The organism is Streptomyces sp. NPDC057623 (assembly GCF_042800355.1).
In the GTDB taxonomy this organism is placed as follows: domain Bacteria; phylum Actinomycetota; class Actinomycetes; order Streptomycetales; family Streptomycetaceae; genus Streptomyces.
Map to the genome: position 1 here is coordinate 36,310 of NZ_JBHVGZ010000029.1, position 15,263 is coordinate 51,572.

Annotated in this window: 15 protein-coding genes and 2 pseudogenes; 9 read left to right on the top strand and 8 right to left on the bottom strand. The window is 72.0% G+C overall.

Going from position 1 to position 15,263, the window contains the following annotated elements:
* Nucleotides 1–46: 46 nt before the first annotated feature.
* A pseudogene (locus tag ACFU95_RS26880) lies at nucleotides 47–1,209 on the bottom strand (MFS transporter).
* A 173-nt stretch (nucleotides 1,210–1,382) separates the two neighbouring features.
* Here ACFU95_RS26880 and ACFU95_RS26885 point away from each other — a divergent pair.
* Genes ACFU95_RS26885 through ACFU95_RS26895 form a run of 3 tightly spaced genes read left to right on the top strand, consistent with a single transcriptional unit; the run spans nucleotide 1,383 to nucleotide 2,680 of the window.
* Nucleotides 1,383–1,880, top strand: coding sequence for a DUF2975 domain-containing protein (locus tag ACFU95_RS26885; RefSeq protein ID WP_383832188.1), 498 nt, complete (start codon nucleotides 1,383–1,385; stop codon nucleotides 1,878–1,880).
* Complete coding sequence (locus ACFU95_RS26890) at nucleotides 1,880–2,143, top strand: helix-turn-helix domain-containing protein (protein ID WP_383832190.1); 264 nt, start codon at nucleotides 1,880–1,882, stop codon at nucleotides 2,141–2,143. Before ACFU95_RS26885 ends, ACFU95_RS26890 begins: the two co-directional genes overlap by 1 nt.
* A 60-nt stretch (nucleotides 2,144–2,203) precedes the next feature.
* Nucleotides 2,204–2,680: a GNAT family N-acetyltransferase gene (locus tag ACFU95_RS26895; RefSeq protein WP_383832192.1), complete on the top strand. Its 477-nt coding sequence runs from the start codon at nucleotides 2,204–2,206 to the stop codon at nucleotides 2,678–2,680.
* Here the strand turns inward: ACFU95_RS26895 and ACFU95_RS26900 are convergent.
* Nucleotides 2,659–3,387, bottom strand: coding sequence for an SDR family oxidoreductase (locus ACFU95_RS26900; protein ID WP_383832194.1), 729 nt, complete (start codon nucleotides 3,385–3,387; stop codon nucleotides 2,659–2,661). The two genes, ACFU95_RS26895 and ACFU95_RS26900, sit on opposite strands and share 22 nt — an antisense overlap.
* Nucleotides 3,388–3,482: 95 nt before the next feature.
* Entirely contained in the window at nucleotides 3,483–4,214 is a 732-nt protein-coding gene (locus tag ACFU95_RS26905; RefSeq protein WP_383832196.1) for a nitroreductase, read from the bottom strand.
* A gap of 167 nt (nucleotides 4,215–4,381) precedes the next feature.
* On the opposite strand from ACFU95_RS26905, the gene ACFU95_RS26910 reads away from it, so the two are divergent.
* The gene (locus ACFU95_RS26910; RefSeq protein ID WP_383832198.1) at nucleotides 4,382–5,032 is read left to right on the top strand and encodes an FMN-dependent NADH-azoreductase; all 651 of its coding nucleotides are present in this window, start codon (nucleotides 4,382–4,384) and stop codon (nucleotides 5,030–5,032) included.
* 40 nt (nucleotides 5,033–5,072) lie between these two features.
* Here the strand turns inward: ACFU95_RS26910 and ACFU95_RS26915 are convergent, their stop codons facing one another.
* A complete protein-coding gene (locus ACFU95_RS26915; RefSeq protein WP_383832200.1) occupies nucleotides 5,073–5,582 on the bottom strand; it encodes a MarR family winged helix-turn-helix transcriptional regulator in 510 nt (169 codons plus the stop codon).
* Nucleotides 5,583–5,763: 181 nt separating this feature from the next.
* On the opposite strand from ACFU95_RS26915, the gene ACFU95_RS26920 reads away from it, so the two are divergent.
* The gene (locus ACFU95_RS26920) at nucleotides 5,764–7,077 is read left to right on the top strand and encodes an FG-GAP repeat domain-containing protein (RefSeq protein ID WP_383832202.1); all 1,314 of its coding nucleotides are present in this window, start codon (nucleotides 5,764–5,766) and stop codon (nucleotides 7,075–7,077) included.
* 20 nt (nucleotides 7,078–7,097) lie between these two features.
* Here ACFU95_RS26920 and ACFU95_RS26925 read toward each other — a convergent pair whose 3' ends face one another.
* Genes ACFU95_RS26925 through ACFU95_RS26940 form a run of 4 tightly spaced genes read right to left on the bottom strand, consistent with a single transcriptional unit; the run spans nucleotide 7,098 to nucleotide 10,076 of the window.
* A complete protein-coding gene (locus ACFU95_RS26925) occupies nucleotides 7,098–7,709 on the bottom strand; it encodes a hypothetical protein (RefSeq protein ID WP_383832204.1) in 612 nt (203 codons plus the stop codon).
* A gap of 14 nt (nucleotides 7,710–7,723) precedes the next feature.
* A complete protein-coding gene (locus ACFU95_RS26930) occupies nucleotides 7,724–8,467 on the bottom strand; it encodes a hypothetical protein (RefSeq protein ID WP_383832206.1) in 744 nt (247 codons plus the stop codon).
* Nucleotides 8,464–9,765, bottom strand: coding sequence for a hypothetical protein (locus ACFU95_RS26935; RefSeq protein ID WP_383832208.1), 1,302 nt, complete (start codon nucleotides 9,763–9,765; stop codon nucleotides 8,464–8,466). The genes ACFU95_RS26930 and ACFU95_RS26935 overlap by 4 nt, the downstream gene beginning before the upstream one ends.
* A gap of 5 nt (nucleotides 9,766–9,770) precedes the next feature.
* Complete coding sequence (locus ACFU95_RS26940; protein WP_383832210.1) at nucleotides 9,771–10,076, bottom strand: hypothetical protein; 306 nt, start codon at nucleotides 10,074–10,076, stop codon at nucleotides 9,771–9,773.
* Nucleotides 10,077–10,285: 209 nt separating this feature from the next.
* Here ACFU95_RS26940 and ACFU95_RS26945 point away from each other — a divergent pair, with 209 nt between their 5' ends.
* The 4 genes and pseudogenes from ACFU95_RS26945 (at nucleotide 10,286) to ACFU95_RS26960 (ending at nucleotide 15,191) form a co-directional block, all read left to right on the top strand.
* Nucleotides 10,286–10,993, top strand: coding sequence for a DUF5701 family protein (locus ACFU95_RS26945; protein ID WP_383832212.1), 708 nt, complete (start codon nucleotides 10,286–10,288; stop codon nucleotides 10,991–10,993).
* A 134-nt stretch (nucleotides 10,994–11,127) separates the two neighbouring features.
* Nucleotides 11,128–11,806, top strand: a pseudogene (locus tag ACFU95_RS26950) (haloacid dehalogenase type II); the annotation flags it as partial.
* A 198-nt stretch (nucleotides 11,807–12,004) separates the two neighbouring features.
* Nucleotides 12,005–13,459: an FG-GAP-like repeat-containing protein gene (locus ACFU95_RS26955; RefSeq protein ID WP_383832214.1), complete on the top strand. Its 1,455-nt coding sequence runs from the start codon at nucleotides 12,005–12,007 to the stop codon at nucleotides 13,457–13,459.
* Between the two features lie 232 nt (nucleotides 13,460–13,691).
* On the top strand, nucleotides 13,692–15,191 hold the full coding sequence (locus tag ACFU95_RS26960) for an FG-GAP and VCBS repeat-containing protein (RefSeq protein ID WP_383832215.1): 1,500 nt from the start codon (nucleotides 13,692–13,694) through the stop codon (nucleotides 15,189–15,191).
* The last annotated feature ends 72 nt before the right edge of the window (nucleotides 15,192–15,263 follow it).

The window sequence follows — 15,263 nt, forward strand, 5'->3', positions numbered from 1 at the left end:
TGAAATTCGGAATATGTATGACGCGGTGTTATCGAGGGATTTACGATTACCGTTCCCCGGTGCGCGAGGCCCTCGGCCGCCGGGCGGCGAGGGCGAGGGTGAGGGCCAGCGCGGGACCGGCGGCGAGGAGCAGGGCGAGGGCCGCGTAGCCGTAGGTGAGGGTGGCCGGGGAGGCGACGGCGGCGACCAGCAGGGGCCCGCCCGCGTCACCGAGTTCGCGGCCGAGTTCGGCGGAGCCCATGGTCTGGCCGAGCCGTTCGGCGGGGGTGGAGGCGGCCAGCGAGGCGAAGCCCAGCGGGGTGATCAGGCCGGTGCCGACGCCGATCAGGGCGGCGGCGGCGAGGACGCCGGCCAGACCGGGCAGCATCGCGCAGGCCAGGCCCGCCGCCGTGATCAGCAGCCCGGCGGTCAGGCCGGTGCGGGCGGTGAGGCGGCCCTCGTCCAGGGCCCGCCCGGCCTTCGGCTGGACGACGGCCGCGCAGGCCGCCAGTACCGAGACCGCCGCGCCGGTCGCGACCGTGCCGAGCCCGGCGGCGGCGCCGGAGACCGGCAGGAATCCGACGCCGACGGAGAGGGCGGCGGTCGCGGCGGCCAGGGCGGCCGTGGGGCGGAGGAAGGCCGGGTCGGCCAGGCGCCGGGCCAGGTCCAGCACCGTCTGCCGCTGCTTGGGCAGGGGCGGTACGGGCGGGACGGCGAGCGCGGCCCAGAGCGCGACCGTCACACCGAGCGCCGCCAGCACGGTGAACAGCAGCCGCAGGCCGCCGGCCCACACCAGGACGCCCCCGAGGAGCGGGCCGAGGTGTAGCCGATGGACTTGTAGAAGCCGTAACCGCCGAACGCCCGGCCGTGCCTGGCCGCCGGGTTGAGCCGGGCCAGCAGTGCCGAGGCGGACGGCGAGAACGCGGAGGCGGCGGCTCCCTGGCCCAGGCGGGCGGCCCAGAGCCAGCCGGGGCTGTCGGCTACGGCGTAGGCGGCGGAGGCGACCGCGAACGCGACGAGACCGCCGAGCAGCACCGGCCGCGCGCCGATCCGGTCGGCGAGCGTCCCGAAGAGCGGCTTGAGGACGACCTCGGCGCCGTCGTACAGAGCGAGCAGGCCGCCCAGGACGAGCAGGGAGGTCACCGCGTCGTCGGTGTGAGCGCCGAGGTTGGCGGCGATGCCGTGCGCACCGAAGGCGGTGGTGAAGCCGGCAGCGTAGAGGGGCCACATCTGGCGGGCGGACCGCCGGATCCCGGTGCCGACGCTCCAAACGATCGCTCCTCCGCCTCCGGTTGCCCTCTTCCTCCTACCTCAGTGCTGCATCCACGCCGCCCCCTTGCCACACCTATCGAATATCGATAGATTCCCATCGCAGGTCGATAGACGAGAAAGGACGGGACGCGATGGGAAGGCTGATGGTGCCGACGCTGCGCGTCGTGCTCGGGACGCTGCTCGCCGGGTCGGTGTTCGTGCAGGCGGTGATGGTGCCGCTGCTGGCCGGTGACCTGGAGGGGCTTCGCCCGGAGTACGCCTATGTGCGCGCCCCGCTGCTCGCGATCGTCCTCCTGGGCCTGGTGACGTGCCAGGTCGTCGTGGTCTGCGTCTGGCGGCTGGTGACCATGGTGCGCCGCGGGACGGTGTTCTCCCACGGCGCCTTCCGGTACGTGCACATCGCGATCGGCGCGATCGCGGCGGCGTCGCTCCTGGTGTTCGCGCTCGCGGTCCTGCTGGCCCCGGGCGAGGCCATCGCTCCGGGCGTCGTCCTGCTGGTCTGCGGGGCGTCCATGGCGGTGATGGCCGTCGCGCTCATCGTGCTGGTCCTGCGGATGCTGCTCGCCCAGGCCGTGGCGCGCGATGTCGAGGCGACGCGGATGCGGGCCGAGCTGGAGGCCGTGATCTGATGCCGATCGTCGTCGACATCGACGTGCTGCTGGCCAGACGGAAGCTGTCCGTCGGCGAGCTGGCGGAGCGCGTCGGCATCACCCCCGCCAACCTCGCCGTACTCAAGAACGGCCGCGCGAAGGCGGTGCGCTTCACGACCCTCGCCGCGCTCTGCGAGGTGCTCGAATGCCAGCCGGGCGACCTGTTGCGCTGGGAGGCCGAGGCGGGGACGGAGGACGCGGCGGAGGCAGCGGGCGTGGCAGAGGGCGTGGCCCAGCGGTGACGTACGGGTTCGGCGGTGGACGGTGTCGCCGCCGCGGCCCCGCCCGATAGCGTGGCGATCATGGCGGAGTGGAGCCTTCGGGCGGCATCGGCGCCGGACGTCGAGGCGATGGCCGAGGTGCGTGCCGTGGTACTGCGGGCGGATCTGGAACGGCTCGGGCGGTACGACGAGCACCGGGTGCGGCAGCGGCTGCGGGACGGGTTCGACCCTGCCCACACCTGGGTGATCGAAGTGGGCGGAACGTTCGCGGGCTGCGTGGCGCTGCGCCCGGACGGGGACACCCGGTGGCTGGAGCACTTCTACCTCGCCCCGCGCCTTCAGGGCCGGGGCATCGGTTCGGACGTACTGCGCGAACTGCTCGCGCGGTGCGACCGGGGCGGCGTCCTCGTCCGGTTGAACGTGCTTCAGGGCAGCGCCGCCCGGCGGCTGTACGAGCGGCACGGGTTCACGGTCGAGACGGAGGATCCCGTGGACGTGTTCATGGTGCGCGGCGGCAGCGTGGGGGCCCGTCCTCGTCAGGAGAGCCAGTCGGCGTAGCGCGTGGGGGCGAGCCGGGCCTCCTTGTCGGTGAGGACGTCGCCCTTGACGAGGGCGAACATGCCGGCGGTGGGGTCGGTGACGACCGTACGGTGGTCGCCCTTGTGGGACAGGGTGATCCGGCCCAGCTCGTCCAGGGCGAAGATCTCGGGGCCGGCGACGTCGCGCACCCCGTTCAGCGGGGCGCCGGTGGCGACGTCCGTCACCGCCCGGGCCACGTCCGCGGCGGCGATCGGCTGGATCGGCGTCGCGGGCAGCCGGACCGTGTCGCCGTCGGCGGTCCAGGACATGACGGCGTCCATGAACTCCATGAACTGCGTCGCCCGGACGACCGAGTAGGGGACGGGCCCCGCCGCGAGGATCTCCTCCTGGAGCGCCTTGGCCCGGTAGTAGTCCAGCTCCGGCACCTGGTCCACGCCGACGATCGAGAGGACGACGAAGTGGCCGACGCCGCTCTTGTGGGCCGCGGCCAGCAGGTTCTCCATCGAGGTCCGGAAGAAGGCGGGGGAGGCGTCGTCGAAGGTCGGTGAGTTCGTCAGGTTGACGACGACATCGGCCCCCGCCACCGCCTCGTCCACCCCTTGGCCGGCGATGACGTCGACTCCGGTGGACTTCGAGTGCGGGACCGCCTCGTGCCCGGCGGCGTTCAGGTTCCTGACGACCTGCGAGCCGATCAGGCCGGTGCCGCCGATGACCGCGAACTTCATGAGGTGCCCTTCGTCCCTGTCATGCCTGCGATGTCATGCCTGCGATGCCATGCCTGCGATCCCATGCCTGCGATGCCATGCCTGCGATGACGGCCTTATGTCTGCAATGTGGCATATGAGCCACGATGTTCGCGCGGCGAGTGCGGCGCCGCGCGGGGTCGGTCGCCGTCGACGAACGTGACCGTCTCGCCGAGCGGCGCGCGGCCCGTGCGGACGTGGTCCGCCGCGACGTCCTCGAACCCGATCGACATGCCGCAGAAGAGGATGAGCTCGTCCGGGGGCGACAGGATCTCCGCGACGGACCGGTGGTACTTGGCCCACGCCATCTGTGTGCAACTGTGCAGCCCCTCCGCCCGGAGCAGCAGCATGACGGTCTGCAGATACATGCCGAGGTCGGACCACTGGGCCGGCCCGAGGGCGCGGTCGATGTAGCAGAACAGGGCGGCCGGCGCGCCGAAGCAGTCCCAGTTCGCGGAGGCGGCCCGCTGGCGTGCCTCGACGTCCTCGCGCGGGATGCCGAGAGCGCCGTAGCGCTGCTCGCCGAAGGCGGACCGGCGTTCGCGGTAGGGGGACTTGAGCGCGGGCGGGTACTGCTCGTACTCCGGCTCGTCCCAGGGCTCGCCCGCGGCCAGACGCTCACCGGCGCACTTCTTCAGGGCGGCCAGCGGGTCGCCGGTCAGTACGTAGGCGTGCCACGGCTGGAGGTTCGATGCCGAGGGCGCCCAGGCCGCGGTGGACAGGACCCGCTCCAGCACCTCCTTGGGGACGGGCCGGTCGGTGAATGCGCGTACCGCCCGCCTGCTCGTGACCGCTTCGAAGACGTCCAAGGTCGTCAGCCTCCCGTTTACCCGTTGATCCGGTTGCCCGTTGATCCGGTTGCCCGTACACCGTTCGCGCGGCGCACCATCCCCGTTGCATTCGCGACGGTATCATTCAATACCGTCTCGTGTTTAACTATGGTTGAGTACAAGCCATCACCCCTTGGAGAAAGCCCATGGCCACGCTGCTGCACATCGACTCGTCCGTGCTCCCCGGCGAGGCGTCCTCGTCCCGTTCGGTCGCGGCCGCCTTCCGCGCGGCATGGGAGGAGCAGCACCCACGGGGCACGGTGATCCACCGCGACCTCGCCGCCGACCCCGTCCCGCACATCACGGCCGCCGCGTGGTCCGCCGGTTATGTCGCCCCGTCCGAACGCACCCCGGAGCAGTCGGCCGCGTTCGCGGGGCGCGAGGAGCTCATGGTGGAACTGGAGCGGGCGGACGCCGTCCTGATCGGCGCCCCCATGCACAACTTCTCGATCCCGTCGACCCTCAAGGCCTGGCTGGACAACGTGCTCCTGCTCGGCCGCACCGCCGGCGAGAACCCCTCGGCACAGGGCACGCCGGTCATCGTCGTCGCCAGCCGCGGCGGCTCCTACGCGCCGGGCACGCCGCGCGAGGGCTTCGAGTACGTGCGCAACTACCTGGAGGCCGTGCTGGAGCGCACGCTCGGCCTGGATCTCGACTTCATCGTCCCCGAGCTCACCATGGCCCCCCGCAATCCGGCCATGTCGGAGCTGGTCCCCCTCTACGAGGCCTCGCGCAAGCAGGCCTTCGAGGACGCGGCCGCCAAGGCCAAGGCACTCGCGGAGCGCCTCGCGGCGTGACCCCCGGACCGGACGCCGTGTGACGCCCTTCCCCCGGACGTCACACGGCGTCCTCATCCCCCTCGGGGTGGGCGAACCGGGTCAGCAGATCCGTCAGCTGCTCGGCCTCGCCGGGCCCCAGCCCAGAGACCAGACTCCCGGCCAGCGGCTCCGCCGCCACATGGGCCGCGTCGAAGAGCTCCATCCCCTGGGGCGTGATCTCCACCGCCCGCACCCGCCGGTCCCCCGGCACGGCCTTGCGCACGGCCAGCCCCTTGCGCTCCAGGTCGTCCACGACCCGCATGATCCCGGCCTTGTCCGTGCCCGTCGCCGCCGCAAGGTCGCGCTGCACCGTGGGCCCGTGGTTGACCAGCACGATCAGCACGGAGAAGTGGCGCAGCTCGATACCCAGCGGCCGCAGCGCCTCCGTCATCACCGTCTGCGCCCGCCAGTGCGCCCGGCGCAGCAGCAGACCGAGCGCGAAGGGCGACGCGTCACCGGGGCCGTCGGTCGCTCGCGAGGCGGTGGCGGTGGCGGTGGCGGTGGCGGGCTGCGGAAGATCGGCGGTCATGCGGCCAGATTACCGCCATCCAGTCATTCGATACGGTATCGAATGAAACCAAATGTACGGTTCGGTGTCGTCAGGTCCCGGCCGTTGTCCCGGCACAGGTCTGTCACCCCGCCTCGAACACGTGCATCATTGCCCAGTTGTCGGGCGGTGTTGCCCTTGATGCGGACGAGGTGAGTGAGCGGTGCGCGCGCGAAGAAGCGGGAAGTGTACGGCGGCCCTGACCGGCACCCTCGGAGCCATCGCCCTCACGGTCGCCGCCTGTGGCCCCGCCTCGCACGACGACGCCGAACAGGCCCGGCACACCCCCGTCCACGTGGCCGACGCCCCCGCCCAACTCCCCGTCCCGCACGGCAAGGGCAGCAAGACCCCCGTCGACTTCAACGGCGACGGCCACCGCGACCTGGTCCTCAACGACCTGGTCAAGGCCCAGGCCCACGCCGACGACGCGGGCATCGGCATCGTCTACGGCGGCGAGCGCGGACTGACCCCGGGCGCACGGCAGTTGCTCAGCCCGCGGCGCCAGGCGGCGCCGACCAAGGGACAGCTGCCGGCCGTCTTCGACGCGGAGGCGAGCTGCGACCTGGACGGCGACGGTTTCACCGACCTGGTCATCTCCACCGACCCGCCCTTCGACGGCCAGGGACAGCCGCCGGTGCCGTTGCAGATCCTCTACGGCTCCCCGGGCGGCCTCACCGGCAAAGCGGTCAAGCTCGTGATCCCGGGCCGCGCCCGCGTCGGCAACGACTGGCCCGACCAGCCGGTGTGCGGCGACTTCGACGGCGACGACGCGCAGGACCTGGTCGTCCACGCGTCGGGCGGCCGACTGAGCTACCTGCGGGGCCCGTTCACCCGCAAGGGCAGCCCGCGCACCGCCCCCGCCCCGATCCAGGCCCCCGGCAACGCCCCCACGGGCCCGGCGGCCGACGTGGACGACGACGGATACGACGACCTGGTGGTCCGTACGACGGAGGGCACCGGCAAGTCGGCCGTCGTCCTCGGCGGCCCGACCGGGCCCACCCGCACGGGAGTCACCCTCCCCGCCGGCATCGACGTGGCCCTCGGCGCCTTCGGCAAGGGCAGGGCGACCCTCGACGCGGCGATCGGCACCATGGGCGGAACGTCCCTGCGCTACGACCTCCCGGCCGCCACCGCACGCGGAACCCTCGCCACCCCCGGCTCGGTGCTCGACGCCGCCGACTTCGACGGCGACGGGCTCAGCGAACTCGTCACCAGCGGCTCACAGTTGCGCGTCCTGCACGGCCGTACGGCAGGACTGGCGACGGCGGGCATGGTGACCGTGCGGCCACCCGCGCGGGGCACGACGCGTGTCGTGACGGTCGGCGACTTCGACGGGGACGGACGGGCGGACCTGGTGGTGCGGACGTACGTCGGCGAGACGAAGGACACCGTGGCCGTGTACCCGGGCGCCAAGAAGGGCCTGGTGGCGGCGGAGCCGTCGGTGCGGTTCTCCAGCTCGGAGTTCCTGGCGCGGTAGCCGGGCCGGCGCCGGCCCCGTCAGTCGGCCACCCGGGCGCCGATCGCCTTGGCGCGGCGGCGGGCTTCGGGGCTGAGGCCCTTGCGGCGGGCGTCGGTGCGGTGGTCGTACGCGGTGGGCTGGCTGAGGCAGTCCAGTCCGCGCAGGCCCGGCTTGGCCACCACGCAGGCGAAGCGGGGGTCGCCCGCGTACCAGAGTTCGTCGTCGTAGTCCTTGAGGGCCTCGTGGGTCCAGGGCCGGAACAGCACGTCGGCCAGCTTCAGCGACACCGTCTTCTCCGGGTGGTCGGGGTCGGGCAGCACGAAGACCGCCTTGCCCCTGTCGACCCGGACCGTACCCGGCTGCTGACGCCAGGGGTAGACGGCGAGGACGCGCCGCATCCGCATGCCCCTGCCGAGGCGGCCGAGGGCCCGGACCTCCAGGACCGCGAGGACGAGCAGGACGAGCACCATGGGCGCCACGGCCGCCACCGGCAGCATGACCGTGGCGTACAGAGCGGCCCACCAAAGGGCCATCCAGACGAGGAACTTGGTCAGGTTCCACGCCATCAAGCGGCGTAGTGCGCTTCGGGTGCCCGGCGTGTCCCACGCCACCGGGCCGTCGAAGCCCTGCTTGTCGAGGTTCATGGTCATGTGCCCGTCCCGGGTCAGCCGAAGTCGGAGGCGATGTCGCCCGCGACACCACCCGTGCCGTCGGGCCCGTCACCGCGTGCGGCGCGCTCGATCTCCGGCATCGGGTCGTGGAAGGACACCGTGTGCGCGATGCCCGTCATCATGTCGCGGTAGTGCTTCCGGGAGCCCACGGCCGTGCTGCTCAGCGTCAGGACGCCCAGCTGCGTGCCCGAGGGAGCCGGGATGTGGAGGGTGCACTGGTAGAGGTCCTGGCCGGGTACGCCCTCCAGGTCGGGCATGGTGATCAGGGTGTCGGAGACCGACGCCGGGCGCCCGCCCGGCAGCGTCAGCAGCTCGACGTTCTCGGTGCTTTCGCGCAGCGAGACCGCGCGCACCGCCGTGATCTTGGCCGGGGCCCAGTCGATGTCCTTGACCGCCACAGTGAACACGGACATGGCGGAGGTGCCGTTGTCCGCGATGTGCATGCCGAGCGAGCAGGCGATGACGCCCTCGCTCCGCATTCGGGCGGTCATGAACCGGACGTCGCGCAGGGCGCCCGTGTACCGGTCGCGCTGGTCCTCGGGGGCCAGGCCGAGGACCAGCTCCATGGCCTGCTGGAGGTACGCCTCCTGCTCCGAGCCCGGTTCGGGGTCGAGGGCGTCGAGGGGGACGTTGAGGTACCCGGCCGGCAGGGCGTACCAGATCTTCGAGCTGGGATCCCGGGCCGAGTCGTCGATGACGAGACGCAGCGGCGGCTGCCCGGCGGCTTCCTGGGTCATCGCAGCACCCTCGCGACATTGCCGATGACCGCCACGGCGCCGGGACCGTCGAACAGGCCCGCGCGGGCCGCGTCGACGCCGGTGGCGGTGTTCTTGCCGCCGTCGCTCTTCAGGGCGTCGATGTTCTCGGCGGCCAGTCCGTAGCCGGCGGTGACGACACCCGTGATCGGCGAGACCAGGTCCGCGCCCGCTCTGACGGCCTGGCTGCCGCCCGCAGCGTGCGCCACCAGGTCTCCGACCGGGTTGTAGGAACCCGCGGTCGCGATCCGGCCGGCGGCGGTGACGGTGTCGTCGGCGAACCGCCCGAGGAACTGCCCGGCGGTCACGGCCTCGGACGCGAACCTCGTCGACTGGATCGCACCGTTGAGGCCACGGCTCACGGCGCCCACGCCCGGCACCGCGCCGAGCGCGTCACCGACGAGCCCCACCGAGTTCTCCCAGAAGTCCGCGTCGAACTCGCCCTTGGTGAACCCGTCCGCGAGCGAGGCCCGTACCTTGGGGTCGGCGAGCCGGGAGCCCATCGTGGCCAGGCTCAGCGCACCGGCGGCCAGCAGCATCGCGATCCCGAACGGCCCCGTGCACAGCAGCGCCAGCAACCCCGCAACCGCTGCCAGCACACTCAGGATGTTCGTGAGGTTGTCACCGATCCAGCTGAGCGCCTTGCTCAGCCAACCCGGCTCCTCGGGCGCCAGATCCTTCGTGGCGTCCTTCAGCTGCTTCGCGATGTTCCGCGCCTCGTCCTCGTGCGTCCCCTCCAGCTCCCGCGCCTTGCGCATCACCGTGTCGAGGGCGCCCTGCGCGTTGTTGACGGCCGTGACGGCGTCGGTGAGCCGGGCGTTGGCCGCGTTCAGACGGGCCTGGGCGGACTGGAGCTCGGGGCCCTCCTCGAAGGTCTGCCCGGCGAGCTTCAGGTCAGGGTCCTGCTTGGCCGTGTCGTGCTGCGCGTTGGCGGTCTTCAGGTCGCCCTGGTGGTCGGCCGCCTCGATGTCGTACTTGTGCGCCAGCTCCATACGGCTGGTCAGCCCGCCGTGCCATGCCCCGAGGTGACCGGCGGCCAGCGACAGGGACTTGTGGGCGTCCTTCATGTACTTCGGCAGATCGCCGTCGAGGGCCTCGCGGAAGCCGACGGCCGCGTCCCCCTCCCAGAAGCTGGACTCGCCGAGCAGCTTGTCGATCTTCTGGTACGCCGTCTGCAGCGCGCTCGCCGAATTGACCAGCTGGGTGCGGAGCTTCTCGACCTCGCCCGGCTGTCCCGGTACCGGGTTCCAGCCCAGGTGGACATAGGGATTCCGTGCCACCGTGATCACTTCCCCGCAGCCGCGGCACGCTTGAAGCTCTCCTCCAGGGAGGTCTCCACTTCGCGGTAGTTGTCCGTGTTCTTCTGGAGCCCCTCAGTGAGCTTGCCGATGCGCTCCTTGATCTGCTCGTTGCCGTACTTCCAGCGCTCCTGGAACGCGTCGCACGCCTCGTCCAGCTCCGACGTCCCGATCTGGTCCGACCGCACATGCTGGAGGGCGGTCCGCACCTGTTCGAGGGAGTCGTGGGCGCTGTCGAGGTCCTTGGTGAAGGCGGCGAGCTGATCGATATCCGTTTTGAAGTGGCCCCCCACGCCGGTCCTCCCCGTTCGCATTTCACGGTCGCATCGGCAAACGCCGGACGGTGACCGGCGGCCGAATGGGCCCGATCATGCCATGAAAGGGTAAAGAAACCGGGCGGGGGTCACGGAATCCACACGTCTGTCGGGACCCCGCGCCGGGAACATTCCGGCAGGCACCCTCGTTGCCCTCAGGCCCACCGACCGCTGGCCCGAGGAGTGCCTTGCCCGACACCTCCACATCACCCGACGCCACCACCCCCCTGCCCCCGCTCCCGCCGCTCCCCGCCCAGGCCGAGCACCTGATCTCCCTCGGCGTGCACGAACTCGCCGGGACACCGGCCGACGAACTGCGCGCCTTCGCCGAGGGCGCCCACGGCGGCGACGGCGACGCCCTGCTCGCCGTCCACCCGGACCGCGTCCCCGCGTCCGCCCTCACCCCGCTGCTCCGCCGCGGCGACAAGCCGGGCTTCGTCGTCGTCGACATGCCCGATGTCGACGACTTCGCCCCGGACGCCGTCGAGCTGCCGGACTCGCCTCTCTACGTCGTCAGCGGCGTCGACCGCGGCGACCACATGGCCAACTGGAGCCCGGAGGAGGCGCTGCCGGCCCTGGCCGAGGCGGACCGCACGCCCCTGCTGCTCACCGAGGGCATCCACTGGGTGCTCCAGCAACCGGCGGCCCTCCAACGCAACCGCTGCTTCATGACGATCGGCTCCCGCCTGCGCAAGCCGAACGGCACGCCGGACGCCCGCACCCCGGCGATCTGGATCAGCAACGGCACGGGACGCGACGGCCGCGAGCGGCGCGACGCCCCGAAGGTCGGCTGGTGCTGGTGGGGCAACCGGCATACGTGGCTGGGCTTCGCGTCCGCGACGGGGCGCGGGTACGGGCACGGGCACGGGCACGGGCAGGGACGCCAGGTGCAGTGACCCGCGGCGTTGTTCCGCTCGGCTGACGGGGGCCGGCCGGTCGGCCACCGTGCGGGTCGGGAATCCGGGTGGCCTCCGCCGTGTTCGGCCAACATCCGCTCGAACGCCGCTGCTTACTCCAGGATGCCTCGCGCATGGCACCGCCAGAGATCGATGCCGTCGTGCTCGACGTGCTCGGCACGCTCGTCGACGAACCCGCCGGTTTCCGCGCCGGCATGCGTGAACTCGCCCCGTCGCTCGACGACCCCGGGGTCGAGCAGCTCTTGTCGCTGTGGCAGCACATCGACCGCGAGCAACGGCGCGTGCTCGACGGCGTCCGACCCTACCTCACCAGCGACCTCCTGGACCTGGAAGCCGCCCGGCTCGTCGCCGATGCCGCCGGAGTCGACGACCCGACCGCCGTGGCGGCACCGGCCCTGTCGGGTCGCAGGCTCCCGCCGTGGCCCGACACCGTGACAGGGCTCGCCCGAATCGCCGAGCGGTTCCGGCTGGTCGGGCTCTCCAACGCGAGCCGGACGGCGCTGCGCTGCTGGAGCTCAACGCCCACGCCGGGATGCGCTGGCACCAGACCCTGTCCGCCGAGGACGCCAGACGTACAAGCCGGACCCGGCGGTCTACCAGCTGGCCGTCACCGTCTCCGGACGACCGCCAAAGCGGCTCCTGATGGTCGCCGCCCACGCCTGGGACCTGCGCGGAGCACAGAGCCTCGGCCTGCGCACCGCCCACGTCGCCCGCCCCGTCGGCGGCCCGCCCACCTCCGCGGACCGGTTCGACCTGTACGCCGACGACCTCACCGGCCTGGCCGGCCAACTCGATCACGCCTCACGGCTTCGTACGGGATCCCGCCCAAGGTCTCCTGGCGTCGTGGCCATCTCCTGTTCGACGTACAACCATCCGCACACCTCAGAGGTCTCCTGCACCGCGATCACCCCGTAAAGCCCAGGAGAACACCGGGCCGACGGAGGTGGTCGCCCCCTATTCGGCAGGCATCCGTATCCGCAGGAGAACCGCATGCGCAAAAACCTCCGTACCGCTGTGGCGACCGCGGCCGCCGGCGCACTCACGGGCGGTCTGCTCGTCGTCGCCGCCGTTCCCGCGGCGGCCGCCTCCGGCCTGGAGGGCGACTTCAACGGCGACGGGTACCAGGACGTGGCGGTCTCCGCCCCGCGTGCCTCCGTGGCCGGCCACGCGACGGCCGGTTCGGTGACCGTCCTGTACGGCTCCCCGACCGGGGCGGGCGCCGGCAAGATCCAGTCCCTCTCCCAGAACAGCGCGGGCGTCCCGGGCGGCGCCGAGGCGGGCGACGGCTTCGGTTCGCACACCTCGGCCGGCGACTTCAACGGCGACGGCTACGCCGACCTGGCCGTGGGCGTGCCCGGCGAGGACGTCGGCTCGGACACCGACGGCGGCACCGCGGTCATCCTGTGGGGTGGCTCGGCCGGCCTGTCGGGCGGCACCACGGTCTCCGACCCCGCCCCCGGCAGCCACGACTCCTTCGGCGCCCCGCTCGCCGCCGGCGACTACAACGGCGACGGCCGTGCCGACCTCGCCGTCGGCTCGGACCAGAACACGGTCGACGTCTACCGGGGCGGCTTCACCAAGTCCGGCGCCACCGGCGGCCATTACAAGGTCACCACGCCGGTCCTGAAGGTGCAGGGCAACGACATCTTCAACCTCACGCCGGGCGACGTGAACAACGACGGCCGCACCGACCTCCTCGTCGACGGCTACGAGGGCGAGACGAGCGGCGACTACTACTTCAACGCCAACTACTACCTGCCCGGCTCCACCGGCGGTGTGACCACCTCCGGCGCCCACAAGCTGCCGGCCGGGCTCATCTCCGACATCGGCGACATCGACAACGACGGCTACGGCGACATCGTCATCGGCAACCACTGGGACGCCTCCTCGGACAGCGCGGGGGCCGCCAAGGGCGGTGCCGTCCGGGTCGTCTGGGGCACGTCGGCCGGCCCGAACGGCGGCACGGGGACCCTGGAGCAGAACAGCGACGGCATCCCCGGCACCAGCGAGACAGGGGACGCCTTCGGCTGGGAGCTCTCCCTCGGGGACATCAACGGCGACGGCTACGACGACCTCGCCATCGGCTCGCCCGGCGAGGACCTGAACGGCGTCGCCGACGCCGGCATGGTCTCCGTCCTCTACGGCTCGACGTCCGGCTTCCAGGGCGGCCCCGCCCAGTCCCTGGCCCAGGACACGCCCGGCGTGCCCGGTGACAACGAGAAGGGCGACGGCTTCGGCGGCGAGCTGCTGCTCACCGACACCACCGGCGACGGCAAGGCGGACCTGACGGTGGGCCTGCCGTACGAGAACAACCGCGACGGCTACGTCGTGGCCTTCGCCTCCGACGGCTCGAAGATCAGCACGTCCGGCCGGGGCATCGGCCTGACCGCCGCCCAGGTGTCGGCGTCCGGCACTCCGCTGTTCGGCGCCCAGATGGCGGACTGACATCACCCCACGGGTGGCCGGCGCACGGCCGGCCACCCCCCCCCATGCCCTTACGCCCCAGAGACATCAAAGATTTAACGAACTCACGTACAACCCTTCCGCCCCATCGTGGGTCTCCTGATCGCCGACCCCACCGGTGAACCCGAGGACAACTCCCGGAGAACACCCGAGGTCGCACCCCACCAACTGCGGATGCCTGCCAGGCATCCCCCGCATGCAGCAGGAGAACCGCATGCACAAGCACCACCCGCGCCACCCGGCACGACTCGCCCTCGCGACGGCCACCGCGGCCGCGCTGACGGGCGGACTGCTCACCCTCGCCGCGGCCACGTCGGCCACCGCCGCCGACTCCGTCCAGGTCCCGTACGCCGACTTCAACGGCGACGGGATCGGGGACGTCGTGGCCTCGGCGCACGGCGCCTATGTGAGCGGGCGCCAGAGCGCCGGTCAGGTCGTCGTGCTCTACGGCACCGCCACCGGCGTATCGTCCGCGAAGCGCACCACCATCAGCCAGAACACCGTCGGCAGCCCCGGCACCGCCGAGGCGGGCGACGGCTTCGGCGCCGAGTCCGCGTACGCCGACTTCAACGGAGACGGCTACGACGACCTCGCCGTCTCCTCCCCCTGGGAGAAGGTCGGCACCGACACCAACGGCGGCGGCGTCGCCGTCCTGTGGGGCTCGGCGAGCGGTCTCACCGGCAAGGGCGTCACCGTCGCGGACCCGGCCCCCTCCTCGCACGACTACTGGGGCAAGGACCTGGCGGCCGGCGACTTCGACGGCGACGGCACGGCCGACCTGGCCGTCGGCAACTCGTCCAGCACCATCCACGTCTTCAAGGGCGGCTTCGACTCCGCCGGCACCCCCGGCGGGCGCTACACCGTCAAGCCGCCCATCCAGAACGGCTCCAACGACTACCCGTACGGCCCGATGAGCCTCACCGCCGGTGACGTCAACGGCGACAAGCGGACCGACCTGATCGTCGACGGGTACGAGACCCAGAGTGACTACGGCTGGAACACCAACTACTACCTGCCCGGCACCGCCGGCGGCCCGAGCGCCGGCGACGCCAAGGCCCTCAAGCCGGGCATCATCACCGCCATCGGCGACATCAACGGCGACGGCTACGGCGACATCGTCAGCGGCGCCGGCTGGGACAGCACCACCGAGGACGGCACGCCCGTCCCGGACGCCGCCAACGGCGGCAAGGTGAACATCACGTACGGCTCCGCCTCCGGTCCCGCCACCACCGCCGGCATCACCCAGAACAGCGGCAACGTCCCCGGCACCGCGGAGAAGGGCGACGGCTTCGGCTGGGAGCTCGACCTCGGTGACATCAACGGCGACGGCTACCAGGACCTCGTCGTCGCCTCCCCGAACGAGGACATCGCCGGCGTCGCCGACACCGGCCAGGTCACCGTCCTGTACGGCTCCGCGAACGGCATCGACACCGTCACGGGTGTCCAGGGCCTCGCCCAGAGCACCGCGGGCGTCCCCGGCAACGACGAGAAGAACGACCTCTTCGGCGCCGACGTCAAGCTCGACGACGTCACCGGCGACGGCAGGGCGGACCTCGTCGTCGGCTCGTACGAGAACACCGGCAACGGCGGTCTGACCTACCTGCCCTCCGACGGCACGAAGATCATCACGTCCGGCTCGCGCGCCGTCGCCCCGAGCACCTCGGGACTCTCGACGACCGGATCCCCGGCGTTCGGCGCCGTCTTCGCGGACTGAGTCCGCAGGACGGACATCCGGACGTACGGCACCACGAGGCCGCCGTACCCCTGAACGGCCGGGCCCGTCCCC

What these genes read in the sequence shown, in the direction of transcription:
- ACFU95_RS26885 (WP_383832188.1), top strand. Translation starts at nt 1,383, where the DNA reads ATGGGAAGGCTGATGGTGCCGACGCTGCGCGTCGTGCTCGGGACGCTG.
- ACFU95_RS26890 (WP_383832190.1), top strand. Translation starts at nt 1,880, where the DNA reads ATGCCGATCGTCGTCGACATCGACGTGCTGCTGGCCAGACGGAAGCTG.
- ACFU95_RS26895 (WP_383832192.1), top strand. Translation starts at nt 2,204, where the DNA reads ATGGCGGAGTGGAGCCTTCGGGCGGCATCGGCGCCGGACGTCGAGGCG.
- ACFU95_RS26900 (WP_383832194.1), bottom strand. Translation starts at nt 3,387, where the DNA reads ATGAAGTTCGCGGTCATCGGCGGCACCGGCCTGATCGGCTCGCAGGTC.
- ACFU95_RS26910 (WP_383832198.1), top strand. Translation starts at nt 4,382, where the DNA reads ATGGCCACGCTGCTGCACATCGACTCGTCCGTGCTCCCCGGCGAGGCG.
- ACFU95_RS26915 (WP_383832200.1), bottom strand. Translation starts at nt 5,582, where the DNA reads ATGACCGCCGATCTTCCGCAGCCCGCCACCGCCACCGCCACCGCCACC.
- ACFU95_RS26925 (WP_383832204.1), bottom strand. Translation starts at nt 7,709, where the DNA reads ATGACCATGAACCTCGACAAGCAGGGCTTCGACGGCCCGGTGGCGTGG.
- ACFU95_RS26930 (WP_383832206.1), bottom strand. Translation starts at nt 8,467, where the DNA reads ATGACCCAGGAAGCCGCCGGGCAGCCGCCGCTGCGTCTCGTCATCGAC.
- ACFU95_RS26955 (WP_383832214.1), top strand. Translation starts at nt 12,005, where the DNA reads ATGCGCAAAAACCTCCGTACCGCTGTGGCGACCGCGGCCGCCGGCGCA.
- ACFU95_RS26960 (WP_383832215.1), top strand. Translation starts at nt 13,692, where the DNA reads ATGCACAAGCACCACCCGCGCCACCCGGCACGACTCGCCCTCGCGACG.